The 16106-nt window shown below is 75.7% G+C and carries 13 protein-coding genes; 12 read left to right on the top strand and 1 reads right to left on the bottom strand.

Going from position 1 to position 16106, the window contains the following annotated elements:
• Positions 1-31: 31 nt before the first annotated feature.
• Positions 32-2617, bottom strand: coding sequence for a valine--tRNA ligase (gene valS, locus D0Z06_RS18275; protein ID WP_117378978.1), 2586 nt, complete (start codon positions 2615-2617; stop codon positions 32-34).
• 42 nt (positions 2618-2659) lie between these two features.
• Here valS and D0Z06_RS18270 point away from each other — a divergent pair, with 42 nt between their 5' ends.
• The 12 genes from D0Z06_RS18270 to D0Z06_RS18215 all read left to right on the top strand — a co-directional run bounded on the left by D0Z06_RS18270 (position 2660) and on the right by D0Z06_RS18215 (position 16076).
• Complete coding sequence (locus D0Z06_RS18270; RefSeq protein WP_117378977.1) at positions 2660-4039, top strand: bifunctional folylpolyglutamate synthase/dihydrofolate synthase; 1380 nt, start codon at positions 2660-2662, stop codon at positions 4037-4039.
• Positions 4036-4446 (top strand): DUF4233 domain-containing protein, encoded by a 411-nt coding sequence (locus D0Z06_RS18265; protein ID WP_117378976.1) that lies wholly within the window; start codon positions 4036-4038, stop codon positions 4444-4446. The genes D0Z06_RS18270 and D0Z06_RS18265 overlap by 4 nt, the downstream gene beginning before the upstream one ends.
• A gap of 11 nt (positions 4447-4457) precedes the next feature.
• Positions 4458-4868 (top strand): nucleoside-diphosphate kinase, encoded by a 411-nt coding sequence (gene ndk, locus D0Z06_RS18260; RefSeq protein ID WP_117378975.1) that lies wholly within the window; start codon positions 4458-4460, stop codon positions 4866-4868.
• A 104-nt stretch (positions 4869-4972) separates the two neighbouring features.
• Entirely contained in the window at positions 4973-6901 is a 1929-nt protein-coding gene (locus D0Z06_RS18255; RefSeq protein ID WP_117378974.1) for a TIGR03960 family B12-binding radical SAM protein, read from the top strand.
• Entirely contained in the window at positions 6901-7668 is a 768-nt protein-coding gene (locus tag D0Z06_RS18250) for a TIGR03936 family radical SAM-associated protein (RefSeq protein ID WP_117378973.1), read from the top strand. The genes D0Z06_RS18255 and D0Z06_RS18250 overlap by 1 nt, the downstream gene beginning before the upstream one ends.
• A gap of 303 nt (positions 7669-7971) precedes the next feature.
• Positions 7972-11310 carry a ribonuclease E/G gene (locus D0Z06_RS18245; RefSeq protein WP_304999764.1) on the top strand — a complete coding sequence of 1113 codons (3339 nt, stop codon included), beginning with the start codon at positions 7972-7974 and terminating at the stop codon, positions 11308-11310.
• Between the two features lie 180 nt (positions 11311-11490).
• Positions 11491-11802, top strand: coding sequence for a 50S ribosomal protein L21 (gene rplU, locus D0Z06_RS18240; RefSeq protein ID WP_089405053.1), 312 nt, complete (start codon positions 11491-11493; stop codon positions 11800-11802).
• A gap of 7 nt (positions 11803-11809) precedes the next feature.
• Positions 11810-12067, top strand: coding sequence for a 50S ribosomal protein L27 (gene rpmA, locus D0Z06_RS18235; RefSeq protein ID WP_117378971.1), 258 nt, complete (start codon positions 11810-11812; stop codon positions 12065-12067).
• 93 nt (positions 12068-12160) lie between these two features.
• Complete coding sequence (gene obgE, locus D0Z06_RS18230) at positions 12161-13651, top strand: GTPase ObgE (RefSeq protein WP_117378970.1); 1491 nt, start codon at positions 12161-12163, stop codon at positions 13649-13651.
• Positions 13648-14769, top strand: coding sequence for a glutamate 5-kinase (proB, locus tag D0Z06_RS18225; RefSeq protein WP_117378969.1), 1122 nt, complete (start codon positions 13648-13650; stop codon positions 14767-14769). Before obgE ends, proB begins: the two co-directional genes overlap by 4 nt.
• 13 nt (positions 14770-14782) lie before the next feature.
• Entirely contained in the window at positions 14783-15268 is a 486-nt protein-coding gene (def, locus tag D0Z06_RS18220; protein ID WP_117378968.1) for a peptide deformylase, read from the top strand.
• A 31-nt stretch (positions 15269-15299) separates the two neighbouring features.
• The gene (locus tag D0Z06_RS18215; protein ID WP_117378967.1) at positions 15300-16076 is read left to right on the top strand and encodes an isocitrate lyase/PEP mutase family protein; all 777 of its coding nucleotides are present in this window, start codon (positions 15300-15302) and stop codon (positions 16074-16076) included.
• Positions 16077-16106: the final 30 nt, after the last annotated feature.

Below are 16106 nucleotides of genomic sequence, written 5' to 3'. Positions count from 1 at the left end.
GTGGCGGGCGGCGCCCGCCGAGACCCGGCGGTCAGGCCTCCGTCGGGGCGGCCAGGACGACGTCCACGGCGAGCGGGCCCTCGCCGGCGACGACGGTCAGCTCGGCGATCCGGCCGGCCTCGGCCAGGTCACCGCGCGCGGCCTCCACCAGGGGCACCTGCACCGCCGGCGCGGTCACGGTCGCCGAGGCGACGTCGGCCCGCATCGACTGCTTGGCGTCGGACTTGGCCTTGCGCACCCCGGCCAGCGCCGTGGCGACCACCCCGACCAGCGCCGGGTCGCCGCCGGTCGGCAGCTCGCTCGCCGTCGGCCAGAGCGCCCGGTGCACCGAGCCGGGCTGCCACCACGACCAGACCTCCTCGGTGACGAACGGCAGCACCGGGGCGAACAGCCGCAGCTGCACCGACAGCGCGGTCGCCAGCGCCGCCCGGGCCGACTCGGCGGCGGGCCCGGACCCGTAGGCGCGGGACTTCACCAGCTCCACGTAGTCGTCGCAGAACGACCAGAAGAACGCCTCGGTGACCTCGAGTGCGCGGGTGTAGTTGTAGGCGTCCATCGCCGCGGTCGCCTCGTCCACGACCGCGGCCAGCCCGGCCAGCATGCTGCGGTCGACCGGCTCGGTCGCGGCCGAGGCGGACAGGCCGGCGGACGCCCCCAGGCCCAGCACGAACTTGCCGACGTTGAGGATCTTGATGGCCAGCCGGCGGCCGACCTTCATCTGCGCCTCGTCGAACGGCGAGTCCGCCCCCGGCCGGGCACCGGCGGCCCGCCAGCGCACCGCGTCGGTGCCGTAGCGCTCCAGCACGTCGATCGGGGTGACCACGTTGCCCTTGGACTTCGACATCTTCTTGCGGTCGGGGTCGACCACGAACCCGGAGATCGCCGCGTGCGACCACGGCACCGTCCCGTGCTCGTAGTGCGAGCGCACCACGGTGGAGAACAGCCAGGTCCGGATGATGTCGTGCGCCTGGGGGCGCAGGTCCATCGGGAAGACGTGCGCGAACAGCTCCGGGTCGGTCTCCCAGCCCGAGGCGACCTGCGGCGAGAGGGACGACGTCGCCCACGTGTCCATGACGTCGGGGTCGCCGACGAACCCGCCCGGCTCGCCGCGCTGCTCCTCGCTGAACCCCGGCGGGACGTCGGAGGACGGGTCGACCGGCAGCGTCTCCTCGGCCGCCACGATCGGGTCGTCGTGGATCGGCTCGCCCGCGTCGTCCAGCCGGTACCAGACCGGGAACGGGACGCCGAAGAACCGCTGCCGGCTGATCAGCCAGTCGCCGTTGAGGCCCTCGACCCAGTTCTCGTAGCGGTAGCGCATGTGCTCGGGCACCCACTGGATCTCCCGGCCCCGGGCGACCAGCGCCTCCCGCAGCTCGGACGAGCGCCCGCCGTTGCGGATGTACCACTGGCGGGTCGTCACGATCTCCAGCGGCCGGTCGCCCTTCTCGTAGAACTTGACCGGGTGGGTGATCGCCGTCGGCTCGCCGTGCAGGTCGCCGGACCCGCGCAGCAGCTCGACCATGCGCTGCTGGGCGCTGAACACGGTCCTGCCGGCCAGCTCCGCGTACGGCTCCGCGGGCACCCCGGCCGGGGCGTCGGCGACCATCCGGCCGTCCCGGCCCACGACCGCGCGGGTCGGCAGCTGCAGCTCCCGCCACCAGGTGACGTCGTTGAGGTCGCCGAAGGTGCAGATCATCGCGATGCCCGAGCCCTTGTCCGGCTCGGCGAGGCGGTGCGCCACCACGGGCACCTCCACCCCGAAGACCGGCGTCCGGACCGTCTGCCCGAACAGCGGCCGGTAGCGCTCGTCGTCGGGGTGGGCGACCAGCGCGACGCAGGCGGGCAGCAGCTCGGGGCGGGTGGTCTCGATGAACACCGGGCCGGACGGGCCGGCGAAGGAGATCCGGTGGTAGGCGCCGGGGCGCTCGCGGTCCTCGAGCTCGGCCTGGGCGACCGCCGTCCGGAAGCTGACGTCCCAGAGGGTCGGGGCCTCCTGCGCGTAGGCCTCGCCGCGGGCCAGGTTGTGCAGGAACATCTTCTGCGCCGTGGCGCGGGAGGACGCCGAGATCGTCCGGTAGACGTTCGACCAGTCCACCGACAGGCCGACCCGGCGCCACAGCTGCTCGAAGGCGCGCTCGTCGTCCTCGGTCAGCTTCTCGCAGAGCTCGACGAAGTTCTGCCGGGAGACCGGCTGCTGGTCCTTGTCCGGCTTGGCCGGCGGCTCGAACGACGGGTCGTAGTGCAGCGAGGGGTCGCAGCGCACGCCGTAGTAGTTCTGCACCCGGCGCTCGGTGGGCAGGCCGTTGTCGTCCCAGCCCATCGGGTAGAAGACGTGCTTGCCCCGCATGCGCTGGTAGCGGGCGACGATGTCGGTGTGCGTGTAGCTGAACACGTGGCCCACGTGCAGCGACCCGCTGGCGGTCGGCGGCGGGGTGTCGATCGAGTAGACCTGCTCGCGCGGCGCGGCCAGGGCGGCCGGGCGGTCGAAGGCGTAGGTGTCGGTGTCGGCCCAGCGCGCCACCCACCTCTCCTCGAGGCCGTCGAGCGAGGGCTTGTCGGGTACACCGGCGCCCGCTCCGGGGACGGTGGTCTCCGGGATCTGGATGTCGGTGGTCATGCCCCTCATCCTAGGAACCCGGCGGCTGGCATCCTGAGCAGGATGAGCGCAGGGTTGGGGACCGGGCGGGTGGACGGCGGGGACGCCGAGCTGGCCCGCGTCGAGGCGGAGCTGCTCGCCCGCTGGCCCGAGAGCCGCCTGGAACCCTCGCTGACCCGGATCTCCGCGCTGGTCGACCTGCTCGGCTCGCCGCACCGCGCGATGCCGGTCGTGCACGTCGCCGGCACGAACGGGAAGACGACGACCGCCCGCATGGTCGACGAGCTGCTGCGCGGCTTCGGCCTGCGGGTGGGCCGGTTCACCAGCCCCCACCTGCAGTCGGTGCGGGAGCGGGTCGTGCTCGACGGGGAGCCGGTCGGCGCCGAGCGCTTCGTCGAGACCTACGACGACATCGCCCCCTACGTGGCGATGGTCGACGCCGCCGGCGAGCACCCGATGAGCTTCTTCGAGGTCATGGTCGGCCTGGCCTTCGCCACCTTCGCCGAGGCGCCGGTCGACGTCGCGGTCGTCGAGGTCGGCATGGGCGGCACCTGGGACGCCACCAACGTCGCCGACGGGCGGGTCGCCGTCGTCACCCCGGTGGCGCTGGACCACGCGGAGTACCTGGGGCCGGACGTCGGCACGATCGCCGGCGAGAAGGCCGGGATCATCAAGGCCGACGCGGTCGCCGTCCTCGCCCGCCAGCAGCCGGCCGCGCTCGACACCCTGGTCCGCCGCGCGGTGGAGGTCGAGGCGGTCGTCGCCCGGGAGGGCACCGAGTTCGGCGTGCTGGAGCGCCGGGTCGCCGTCGGCGGCCAGCAGCTGCGCCTGCAGGGCCTCGGCGGGGAGTACGAGGACGTCTTCCTGCCGCTGTTCGGCGCCCACCAGGCGCAGAACGCGGCCACCGCCCTGGCCGCCGTCGAGGCGTTCCTCGGCGCCGGGTCGACGACCGGCCCGATCGACCCCGGCACGGTGCGGGCCGCGTTCGCCGCCGTGCGCTCGCCCGGCCGGCTCGAGCGGGTGCGCACCAGCCCGACCGTGCTGGTCGACGCCGCGCACAACCCGGCCGGCATGGCCGCCACCGTCGACGCGATCCGGGAGTCCTTCGACTTCACCCGGCTGATCGGGGTCGTCGGCGTGGTCCGGGGCAAGGACGTCGGCGGCATGCTGGGCGAGCTCGAGGACCTCTGCGCCGAGCTCGTCGTCACCCGGAACAGCTCGCCGCGGGCGATGCCCGCCGACGAGCTCGGGGCGCTGGCCGTCGACGTCTTCGGCGCCGACCGGGTCAGCGTCACCCCGCGGCTGCCCGACGCGCTCACCGAGGCGATCGAGCTGGCCGAGGCCGGCCCGGACGACGCCCTCGGCGGCTCGGGCGTGCTGGTCACCGGCAGCGTGATCACGGCGGGGGAGGCCCGCACCCTGCTCGGCGGGCAGGCCCCGTGACCGCACCCGACCCCGCCCGCGCGGCCCGGGCGCTGCGCGGGGTGGCGGCCGCGATCCTGGTGCTCGAGGGCATCGCCGTCCTCTTCGTGCCGCGGGGCATCGCGCAGAGCGGCCCGGGGCTGACCGGCGGCCGGCTCACGGTGCTGCTGGTGCTGGCGGCGGTCCTGGTGCTCGCCGCGGGGGTGCAGCGCCGTCCCGCCGGGCTGGTCGTCGGCACCGTGCTGCAGGTCCCGCTGCTGCTCACCGGCCTGCTCAACGGCGTGATGTGGTTCGTCGGCTGGGCGTTCGTGCTCATCTGGGCCTACCTGCTGCAGGTCCGCAGGGAGCTGCTCGGCCACCCCTTCCGCGATCCCGCGGCGCCGGGCCCCCGGGAGGACGGCGACGCCGCCGGTGACGGCGCCCCGTAGGCTGCCGCCCCGTGACGGAACGCACCCTGGTCCTGGTCAAGCCCGACGGCGTCGCCCGCGGTCTCGTCGGCGAGGTGATCTCGCGCCTGGAGGCCAAGGGCCTGCGCCTGGTGGCCGCCGAGCTGCGCACGCTGACCCGCGAGGTCGCCGAGCAGCACTACGGCGAGCACCGGGAGAAGCCGTTCTTCGGCTCCCTCGTCGAGTTCATCACCGGCGGCCCGCTGCTGGCCCTGGTGGTCGAGGGCCCCCGGGCGGTCGAGGCGTTCCGCGCGCTGGCCGGCGCCACCGACCCGGTCAAGGCCACCCCCGGCACCATCCGCGGCGATTTCGCCCTGGAGGTGCAGAGCAACATCGTGCACGGCTCGGACTCCGGCGAGTCGGCCGCCCGCGAGATCGGCCTGTTCTTCCCGCAGCTGGGCTGAACGAGGACCCCCTCGCCCCCGCCACTCGCACGCTCGCGGCGGGCCCCTGCGAGGGGGCCGCCGCCGGCCGGGGCCCGGGATGACCCGGCTACCCTGGACGGGTCATGAGCGGTGAGACCCTGTACCCCCGACTGGAGCCCCTGCTCGCGCAGGTGCAGAAGCCGATCCAGTACGTCGGCGGCGAGCTGAACGCGCAGGTCAAGGCGTGGGACGACGTCGCCGTCCACTGGGCGCTGATGTACCCGGACGCCTACGAGGTCGGGCTGCCCAACCAGGGCCTCATGATCCTCTACGAGGTGCTCAACGAGCGCGACGACGCCCTCGCCGAGCGCACCTACGCCGTCTGGCCCGACCTCGCCGCGCTCATGCGGGAGCACGGCGTCGGCCAGTTCACCGTCGACGCCCACCGCCCGGTCGCCGACTTCGATCTGCTCGGCGTCAGCTTCGCCACCGAGCTGGGCTACACCAACCTGCTCGAGGCGCTCGACCTGGCCGGCGTCCCGCTGCACGCGGTCGACCGCGACGCGAGCCACCCGGTCGTGGTGGCCGGCGGGCACGCGGCGTTCAACCCCGAGCCGATCGCCGACTTCGTCGACTGCGCGGTCCTCGGCGACGGCGAGCAGGTCGTCGGCGACATCACCGACGTGGTGCGGGCCTGGAAGGAGCAGGGCCGGCCCGGCGGCCGCGAGGAGCTGCTCGCCCGCCTCGCGCGCGTCGAGGGCGTCTACGTGCCCCGCTTCTACGCGGTCTCCTACGGCCCGGACGGCGCGATCGCCGCCGTCACCCGCACCCGGGACGACGTCCCCGCGCGGGTCGGCAAGCGCACCGTCATGGACCTCGACGAGTGGCCCTACCCCAAGCAGCCGCTGGTGCCGATGGCCGAGAGCGTGCACGAGCGGATGAGCGTGGAGATCTTCCGCGGCTGCACCCGCGGCTGCCGGTTCTGCCAGGCCGGCATGATCACCCGCCCGGTGCGGGAGCGGACCATCACCGGGATCGGCTCGATGGTCGACCAGGGCCTGCGCGCGACCGGCTACGAGGAGGTGGGGCTGCTCTCCCTCTCCAGCGCCGACCACTCCGAGATCGGGCAGCTCGCCAAGGAGCTGGCCGACCGCTACGAGGGCACCAACACCGGGCTGTCGCTGCCCTCGACCCGCGTCGACGCCTTCAACGTCACCCTCGCCAACGAGCTCTCCCGCAACGGCCGTCGCTCGGGGCTCACCTTCGCCCCCGAGGGCGGCAGCGAGCGGATCCGCCGGGTGATCAACAAGACGGTGTCCAAGGACGACCTGGTCCGCACCGTCACGACCGCCTACGCCAACGGCTGGCAGCAGGTGAAGCTCTACTTCATGTGCGGCCTGCCGACCGAGACCGACGAGGACGTGCTGGAGATCGCCGACCTGGCGGTCGAGGTGATCCGCGCCGGCCGGGCGGCCAGCGGCCGCAAGGACATCCGCTGCACGGTCTCCATCGGCGGGTTCGTGCCCAAGCCGCACACCCCGTTCCAGTGGGCCGGGCAGGCGAGCGCGGAGACCATCGACTCCCGGTTGAGGCTGCTGCGGCAGGCCATCAACGCCGACCGCCGCATCGGCCGCTCCATCGGGCTGCGCTACCACGACGGCGAGCCCGGCATCGTCGAGGGGCTGCTCTCCCGGGGCGACCGGCGGGTCGGCCGGGTCGTCGAGCGGGTCTGGCGCGAGGGCGGCCGGTTCGACGGCTGGAGCGAGCACTTCTCCTACGAGCGCTGGACCGCCGCGGCCGCCGCCGAGCTGCCCCCGCTCGGTGTCGACCTCGACTGGTACACCACCCGCGAGCGGATCGAGCACGAGGTGCTGCCCTGGGACCACCTGGACTCCGGGCTGGACAAGGAGTGGCTCTGGGACGACTGGCAGGACGCGCTCTCCGAGGAAGAGGTCGCCGACTGCCGGTGGACCCCCTGCTACGACTGCGGGGTCTGCCCGACCAACGGCACCGAGATCCAGATCGGGCCGACCGGGCGCAGCCTGCTCCCGCTCACGGTCGTCGGCCGGTAGTGGCCCGCCAGCCCACCGGGCCGCCCCCGCCGCCCACGGTCCAGCGGCTGCGGCTGCGCTACACCAAGCGCGGCCCGCTGCGCTTCGCCTCCCACCGCGACCTCGCGCGGGCGCTGGAGCGGGCGCTGCGCCGGGCGCGGGTGCCCATGGCCTTCTCGGCCGGCTTCAGCCCGCACCCGAAGATCTCCTACGTGGGTGCCGCGCCGACCGGTGCGGCCAGCGAGGCCGAGTACGTGGAGATCGGCCTGGCCGAGGTCCGTGACCCCGACGAGGTGCGCGCGGCCCTCGACGCGTCGCTGCCGCCGGGCGTCGACGTCCTCGAGTGCGTGGAGGCCGCCGAGGGCGGCGGGTCGCTGGCCGACCGGATCGACGCCGCCGCCTGGCGGGTCGAGCTGCCCGGCGTCGAGCCGGAGGACCTGGCCGCGGCGGTCGCGGCGTTCCTGGCCCGTGAGGAGGTGACGGTCGCCAAGCGCACCAAGAACGGCCTGCGGGACGTCGACGCGCGGGCCGCCGTGGCCGCCGCTTCGGCGGGCGGGACAGCAGGTTGTGCCATACTGAGCCTGGTCGTCCGGCAGGTGACGCCCGCCGTTCGACCCGACGACGTGTTGGCCGCTCTGACTGCCGTCGCCGACCTGCGCCCGCCGTTGCCCCCTCGGGCCGTGCGTGAGGCGCAGGGCCGGCTCGACGACAGTGGGACGGTGGCCGACCCGCTCGGTCCGGACCGCGCCGCGCGCGCCCGCTGCCAGGGGGAGCGTGCGACGGTCTGACCGGGGGTCCCCGGGCCGCACGCCGTCGCGCGGCACGGCTGCCAGGCGTGACGCACCCCGGATCTCGCACCCCGCAGACCAGCACCACCGCAGACCAGCACCACCGCAGACCAGCACCACCGCAGCACCGGCACCCGGGCGCGACGACCTCGCACCCGGGCGCCACCCACAGACTTCGTGGGCCGGACGCAGCCGCCGCACCCCGGCGCCCGCCGCCCGACCCGCCCAACCCGTGCTCCTGCGCGGCCGCCTGTCGCAGTACCGACCGGCGCCCGGGGGCACCACACAGGAGGCGAGCCACTCGTGGCCGACCAGGACGACGACAGCACCCGCACCGCCGCCGAGGGGAGCGCTCCGGAGGCCCTCCCGGCCGGGCCGGCGCCCGCCGACGAGGGCCTCGACCCGGCGGCGCTGCCCGACGACCCGGCGGCGCTGCCCGACGACCCGGCGGCGCTGCCCGACGACCCGGCGGCGCTGCCCGACGACCCGGCGGCGGAGGTCCCCGCCGGGGGCCCGGCGGAGGAGGAACCCGAGGAGGGGGCCGAGGACGAGGCCGACCCCGCGGCCGGGGTCGACGGCGACCGGGGCACCCCGGAGGCGACCGAGCAGCCCGCCGCCACGGCCGAGGCCGCCGAGCCCGCCGAGCCGGAGGAGACCCCGTTCAGCCGGTTCGGTGCGCACTTCAGCTCGCCGGAGCCGACCGCGGTCGTGGCCCGGCCCCGCCGGCGGGCGACCCGCCCGGCGGGGGCGGCCGAGCCGGGTGACCACCCCGCGCCGCCGCCGGTGTCCCCGACCGTGCCGGCGTTCGTCAGCTTCGTCGCACCGGCCGAGGCCGACGAGCCCCCGCCGCCGCGCCGGCGCAGCCGCCGCACCCAGGCCGAGTCCCCCGCGGTCGAGGACGAGGACCGCGACGACACCCCGGACACCGGGGACGCCGAGACCCCGGGCGCCGACGAGGAGACCCGCGCCCCGCGGTCGCGGCGCAGCCGTTCCCGCCGGCGCTCCGGCGGCGACGAGGCCGGCACCGGGGCCCAGGACGCCGGCGCGGACGCGGAGCCGGCCGCCGCCGACGAGGACGACACCGACACCGACGAGGCGGAGGACCGCGACGAGGGCGCCGCGGGCGGCAGCCGGCGCCGGCGCCGGGGCCGCCGCGGCCGGGGCCGCGGGCGCAGCGGGGACGACACCGCCGACAGCGCCGACGGCGAGGACACCGACGAGGCCGAGGACGCCGACGAGGAGCAGGCCGCCGGGGCCGACGACGAGGACGACACCGACACCGACACCGCCGAGGGCGACGAGGGCGGCACGAGCACCCGGCGCCGCCGTCGCCGCCGGCGCCGGGGGAGCGCCGAGGAGCGGGCCGAGAACGGCGAGGAGGAGCGCCCCGAGCGCGCCGGCCGGGACGGGCGGACCACCAGCGACGACGACGTCCGGGGCGTCACCGGCTCCACCCGGCTCGAGGCCAAGCGGCAGCGCCGGCGGGACGGCCGGGACAGCGGGCGCCGGCGCGCGCCGATCCTGACCGAGGCCGAGTTCCTCGCCCGTCGCGAGGCCGTGGACCGCACGATGGTCATCCGCCAGCGCGGCGAGCGCACCCAGATCGCCGTCCTCGAGGACGACGTGCTCGTCGAGCACTACGTCACCCAGGCGCAGGCGACGTCCTTCGCCGGGAACGTGTACCTCGGCCGGGTGCAGAACGTGCTGCCCTCCATGGAGGCGGCCTTCATCGACATCGGCAAGGGCCGCAACGCCGTCCTCTACGCCGGTGAGGTGAACTGGGACGCCGCGGGCCTGTCCGGCAAGCAGCGCTCCATCGAGCAGGCGCTCAAGTCCGGGGACAAGGTCCTCGTGCAGGTCACCAAGGACCCGATCGGCCACAAGGGCGCCCGGCTGACCCAGCAGGTCAACCTCCCCGGCAGATTCCTGGTCTACGTGCCCGGCGGCTCGATGACCGGCATCAGCCGCAAGCTGCCCGACACCGAGCGGCAGCGGCTCAAGGACATCCTCAAGAAGATCGTCCCCGAGGACGCCGGCGTGATCATCCGCACCGCCGCCGAGGGGGCCTCGGAGGAGGAGCTGACCCGCGACGTCAACCGGCTCAAGGCGCAGTGGGAGGTCATCGAGACGAAGGCCGAGGCCGCGCAGAACGGGTCCGGCGGGGCGCCGTCGCTGCTGTACGGCGAGCCGGACCTCGCGATCCGCGTCATCCGCGACGTCTTCAACGAGGACTTCAAGGAGCTCGTCGTCCAGGGTGACGACGCCTGGGACACCGTCGAGGCCTACGTCGCGCACGTCTCCCCGGAGCTGTCGGGCCGGCTGACCCGCCACACCGGCGAGGGGGACGTCTTCTCCGCCCTGCGGATCGACGAGCAGCTGGCCAAGGCCCTCGACCGGAAGGTGTGGCTGCCCTCGGGCGGCTCGCTGGTCATCGACCGCACCGAGGCGATGACCGTGGTGGACGTCAACACCGGGAAGTTCACCGGTTCCGGCGGCAACCTCGAGCAGACCGTCACGCGGAACAACATGGAGGCGGCCGAGGAGATCGTCCGCCAGCTCCGGCTGCGCGACATCGGCGGCATCATCGTCATCGACTTCATCGACATGGTGCTGGAGAGCAACCGGGACCTGGTGCTGCGGCGGCTGACCGAGTGCCTGGGCCGGGACCGCACCAAGCACCAGGTCGCCGAGGTCACCTCGCTGGGCCTGGTGCAGATGACCCGCAAGCGGGTCGGCCAGGGCCTGCTCGAGGTCTTCTCCGAGCCGTGCGAGCACTGCCGGGGCCGCGGCGTGCTGGTGCACACCGACCCCGTCGACGAGCGGCGCCGGGGCGGCAACGGCGGCGGCAACGGCCGCCGGGAGCCGGGCCGCGGCGGCTCGGCCAAGGAGCCGGCCGGCAAGGAGCCCGCCGGCAAGGAGCCCGCCGGCAAGGAGCCCGCCGGCAGGGAGCCCGCCGGCAAGGAGCCCGCCGGCAAGGACGCCGGGGCCGCGGAGCCCGGCGGCCGGGGCGCCCAGGATGCCGAGGGCGAGGGCGAGGGGCAGCGCTCGGGCGGCCGGCGCAGCCGCGGGCGGCGCAACCGCAGCCAGGCCGGCGAGGAACGGGCGGCCGAGGACGCCGCGATCGTCTCCGGCGCGGCCGGGGACGACACCGGCGAGGCGCCGGCCGCCGAGCCGGTGAGCACCGAGCCGGTGAGCACCGAGCCGGTGGCCGCCGAGCCGGGGCGTGCCCAGCCGGCCGACGCGGTCACGGCCGACGTCGCGACGCCGGGCGGCGATCTCCCGGTGCCGGGCGGGGACGTCCCGGCCGGGACCGCGGCACCGGCCGACCGGCCCGACACCGCCCCCGAGCACGGGGCCGCCCCCGCCCCGGGGGCCGACGCGGCGGCGACGGCTGTCGTGCGGGTGGTCGCCCCGCTGCCCCCGGCGCCGGCCGCGGCCGGCACCGACGGGGAGGCCGAGGAGGAGGCCGTCCCGCCCGGCGCCGGGCCCGACGACCCGGGGCCGGCCGACGAGCCGACCGAGCAGGCCGGGGAGGACCAGGCGGCCCGGACCGCGCCGGCCGGGGCGGAGACCGCCCCGACCGGGACCCGGCCGCGCCGCCGCCGGGCGGCCAGCCGACCGGCCGGACCGCCCGCCTCCTGAGGCAGGACCCGGCGGGACCCCGCGGCGGGGCCGTCGGGGCTCGGGTACGCTGGTCGGGTTGCACCGCCCCGGTGCGGGCACCGACCGGTGCCGCCCGGGAGGCGAGCGCAGCCCGTCCCGCACCCGGCGCCCCGTGCCGGGGTGCGCGCAGGACACGCCAGAAGCGATCGAGGAGTTGTGGTGTACGCAGTCGTCAAGGCCGGTGGCCGTCAGCACAAGGTGGCCGTGGGCGACCGGTTCACGGTCAACCGCCTCGCCGGCGAGGCGGGCGACACCGTCACGCTCCCGGCCCTGCTCCTGGTCGACGGGGACACCGTCACCAGCGACGCGCAGGCCCTGGCGGGCGTGACCGTGACCGGCGAGATCGTCGGCCACGGCAAGGGCCCGAAGATCCGCATCCACAAGTTCAAGAACAAGACCGGGTACCACAAGCGCCAGGGGCACCGTCAGCCCCTGACCGACGTGGTCGTCCGCGACATCACGAAGGGCTGACGTCGACATGGCACACAAGAAGGGCGCCTCGTCCTCCCGCAACGGCCGCGACTCCAACGCCCAGCGGCTCGGCGTCAAGCGCTTCGGCGGCCAGGTCGTCAAGGCAGGCGAGATCATCGTCCGGCAGCGCGGCACCCACTTCCACCCGGGTCTCGGTGTCGGCCGCGGTGGCGACGACACGCTGTTCGCCCTGCAGCCGGGCGCGGTGACCTTCGGTACGCGGCGCGGCCGCAAGACCGTCTCGGTCACCGCCGTCGAGGCCTGAGCAGGCACCTCCAGGCAGCACGCGACGAGCGCACGGGCCGGCCGGCCCGTGCGCTCGTCGGCGTTCACGAGCGAGTGAGCAGGTAGAGCAGAGATGGCCGCGTTCGTCGACCGGGTCGTCGTCCACGTCGCCGCCGGCAACGGCGGCCACGGCGTCGCGTCGATCCACCGGGAGAAGTTCAAGCCGCTCGGCGGCCCCGACGGTGGCAACGGCGGAAACGGGGGCGACGTCGTCCTCGAGGTCGACCCGAACGTGCACACCCTGCTGGACTTCCACCACCGGCCGCACCAGAAGGCCGGCAACGGCCGGCCCGGCGAGGGCAGCCACCGCAACGGCGCCCGCGGCGAGGACCGGGTGCTGCGCGTCCCCGCCGGGAGCGTGGTCAGCACCCCCGACGGCGAGGTGATCGCCGACCTCGTCGGCGCCGGCACCCGCGTCGTGCTGGCGCACGGCGGCCGCGGTGGCCTCGGCAACGCCGCGCTGGCCAACACCCGCCGCAAGGCGCCCGGCTTCGCGCTGCTCGGCGAGCCCGGCGAGGCCCTCGACGCCGTCATCGAGCTCAAGAGCATCGCCGACGTCGGCCTCGTCGGGTTCCCCTCGGCCGGCAAGTCCTCGCTGATCGCGGCCATGTCCGCAGCGCGCCCGAAGATCGCCGACTACCCGTTCACCACGCTGGCCCCCAACCTCGGCGTGGTCCGCGCCGGCGACACGACGTTCACCATGGCCGACGTGCCCGGTCTCATCCCCGGGGCGTCCCAGGGGCGGGGGCTGGGCCTGGAGTTCCTCCGCCACATCGAGCGCTGCGCCGTGCTGGTGCACGTCGTCGACATGGCCACCCTGGAGCCCGGGCGCGACCCGGAGAGCGACATCGAGGCGCTGCAGCACGAGCTGGCCCAGTACCGGGCCGACCTGGTGGAGCGGCTGCGGGTCGCCGTCCTCAACAAGGTGGACGTGCCCGACGGCCGGGAGCTGGTCGACCTGGTCCGCGGCTCGATCGAGGAGCGCGGGCTCGCGGTCTTCCCGGTCAGCGCCGCGACGGGGGAGGGGCTGCGCGAGCTCGGCTTCGCCCTCGCCGCCGCGGTCGAGGAGCACCGCGCCGCGCTGCCCGAGCCGGAGCCGGAGCGGATCACCCTGCGGCCGCGCGCGGTCGACGACACCGGTTTCACCGTCACCCGGGACGCGGACGGCGGCTACCTCGTCCGCGGCGTGAAGCCCGAGCGCTGGGTGCGGCAGACCGACTTCAGCAACGACGAGGCGGTCGGCTTCCTCGCCGACCGGCTCAACCGGCTCGGGGTCGAGGAGGCCCTGGCCGGGGCCGGGGCGGTGGAGGGGGACGCGGTCACCATCGGCGAGGTCACCTTCGACTTCGTGCCGACCCTGCCGGCGGGCACCCTGTCGGCCGAGGAGGTCGCCGGGCTCGGCGGCCGCGGCACCGACACCCGCCTGGAGTCCTCGCACCGGGTGCGGGCCGAGGAGCGGCTGGCCGCCAAGCGCGCCCGCCGGGTGCCCTACGAGCTGACCGACACGTGGTCGGACGAGGACCTGCCGGACGCGGGGGACGACCAGGGGGACGGCGAGGCGTGAGCGTCCGCCAGGAGATCGCCGGCGCCCGCCGGGTCGTCGTCAAGGTCGGCTCGTCGTCGCTGACCACGCTGCCCGGCGGCCTCGACCGGGCCCGGCTGGCGGCGCTGGTCGACGTCCTCGGGGCCCAGCGGGTCGCCGGGCGCGAGGTCGTCCTCGTCTCCTCCGGCGCCATCGCCGCCGGGCTGGCCCCGCTGGGCGTCGTCGGGCGGCCCCGCGACCTGGCCACCGCACAGGCCGCCGCCAGCGTCGGGCAGCTGCGGCTGGTGCAGACCTACGCCGACGCGTTCGCCCGGCACGGGGTCACCGTCGGCCAGGTGCTGCTGACCGCCGACGACCTGACCCGCCGCAGCCACTACCGCAACGCGCACCGCACCGTGGAGCGGCTGCTCACCCTGGGCGTGCTGCCGATCGTCAACGAGAACGACACGGTCGCCACCGAGGAGATCCGCTTCGGCGACAACGACCGCCTGGCCGCGCTCGTGGCGCACGTGGCGCAGGCCGACGCGCTGCTGCTGCTCTCCGACGTCGACGGCGTCTACGACGGCGACCCGCGGACCGGCCCGGCGCGGCTGCTCGACACCGTCCGCGACCCCGACGACCTCGCCGCGGTCACCCTGGGGTCGGCGCGCCGCAACGGGGTGGGCACCGGGGGGATGGCCACCAAGGTCGAGGCCGCGCTCATCGCCGCGCACGCCGGGGTGCCCGTCGTCGTCACCTCCACCGCGCAGGCGGCGGCCGCGCTGGCGGGGGAGCGGGTCGGCACGATGTTCGCCGTGGCCGGCCGCCGTCCCGGCGCCCGGCAGTTCTGGCTGCGCTACGCCAGCCGCCCCCGGGGCCGGCTGCTGCTCGACGAGGGGGCGGTGCGCGCGCTGCGCGAGCGCGGCGCCTCGCTGCTGGCCGCCGGCATCACCGGTGCGACCGGTGACTTCCTCGCCGACGACCCGGTGGAGCTGGTCGGGCCGGACGGGGCGGTCGTGGCCCGCGGGCTGGTCGCCTACGACGCCCGGGAGATGCCCGCGCTCTTCGGCCGCAAGACCGGCGAGCTCGACCCCGAGTACCGCCGCGAGGTGGTGCACCGCGACGAGATGGTCCTCGTCGGTCGGCGCACCCGCGGCTGAGAGACTGCGCGGCGTGACAGTCCGCCCCATCCGCGAGCTCGGCGACCCGGTCCTGCGCACCCCCGCCGACGAGGTGCGCTCGTTCGACAAGGAGCTCGCCGCCCTGGTCCGCGACCTCGAGGAGACGGTCGACCACCCCGGGCGGGCCGGCGTCGCCGCCCCGCAGATCGGGGTCGGGCTGCGCGCGTTCTCGTACAACGTGGACGGGCGCATCGGCCACGTCGTCAACCCGCGGGTCGTCGAGCTGTCCGAGGAGACCCAGGACGGCGACGAGGGCTGCCTGTCCATCCCCGGCATCTGGGCGCCGACAGTGCGGGCGATGCACGCGGTGGTCGAGGGCTTCGACGTCCACGGCGAGCCGGTCCGGCTCGAGGGCAGCGGCCTCATGGCCCGGGCGCTGCAGCACGAGGTCGACCACCTCGACGGCAGGGTCTTCCTGGACCGGCTGACCGGCGACGCCCGGAAGGCAGCCCTGCGCGCGCTGCGCGAGCGCGCCTGACCCGGCGGGCCGGGGCCCCTACGGTGGGCCCGTGACCGACCTCGCCGCCCGCGCCCGCGCCCTCGCCGACCTGCACGCCGCGCCGCAGATCCTGGTGCTCGCCAACGTGTGGGACGTCGTCTCCGCCCGGGTCGTCGCCGCCACCGAGGGCGTCCGCGCCCTGGCCACCGCCAGCCACGGCATCGCCGCGACCTTCGGCTACGAGGACGGCGAGAACATCCCGCTCGACCTGCACCTGGACATGGTCCGGCGGATCACCGCCGCCGTGGACCTGCCGGTGAGCATGGACATGGAGGCCGGCTACGGCGACGCGGGGGAGACCACCCGCCGGGCCGTCGAGGCCGGTGTCGTGGGCGGCAACCTCGAGGACGGGATGCGGCCCCTCGACGACGCGGTGGCCGCCGTCGAGGCGGTGCTGGGCGCCGGCCGGGACGCCGGGATCGACTTCGTGCTCAACGCCCGCACCGACGCCGTCCTCCACGCCGACGGCGACCGGGACCGCGCGCTGGCCGAGGCGGTGCGCCGCGGCCGGGCCTTCCTGGCGGCCGGGGCCCCGGTCGTCTTCGTCCCCGGCGTGGTCGCCCGGGAGGAGGTCGAGACCCTCGTCGAGGGGCTGGGCCGCGGGACGCTGAGCCTGATCAGCGTCCCGGGCGCCTCGCTGCCGGCCCGCGAGCTGCAGGACCTCGGCGTCGCCCGCGTCTCGACCGGCCCGTTCACCCAGCGGGTCGCCCTCACCGCCCTGCAGGACGCCACCGCCGGCATCGTCGCGGGCGGCACCCTCCCGGCCGGCACCCGCGTGCTCAACTGACTCCGGAGCAGGTTGGCCAAGCTGGGCTGG

Origin of the sequence: Geodermatophilus marinus, from assembly GCF_003428645.1 — a bacterium.
In the GTDB taxonomy this organism is placed as follows: Bacteria; Actinomycetota; Actinomycetes; order Mycobacteriales; family Geodermatophilaceae; genus Geodermatophilus.
This window is presented reverse-complemented; position numbering and strand designations above follow the sequence as displayed.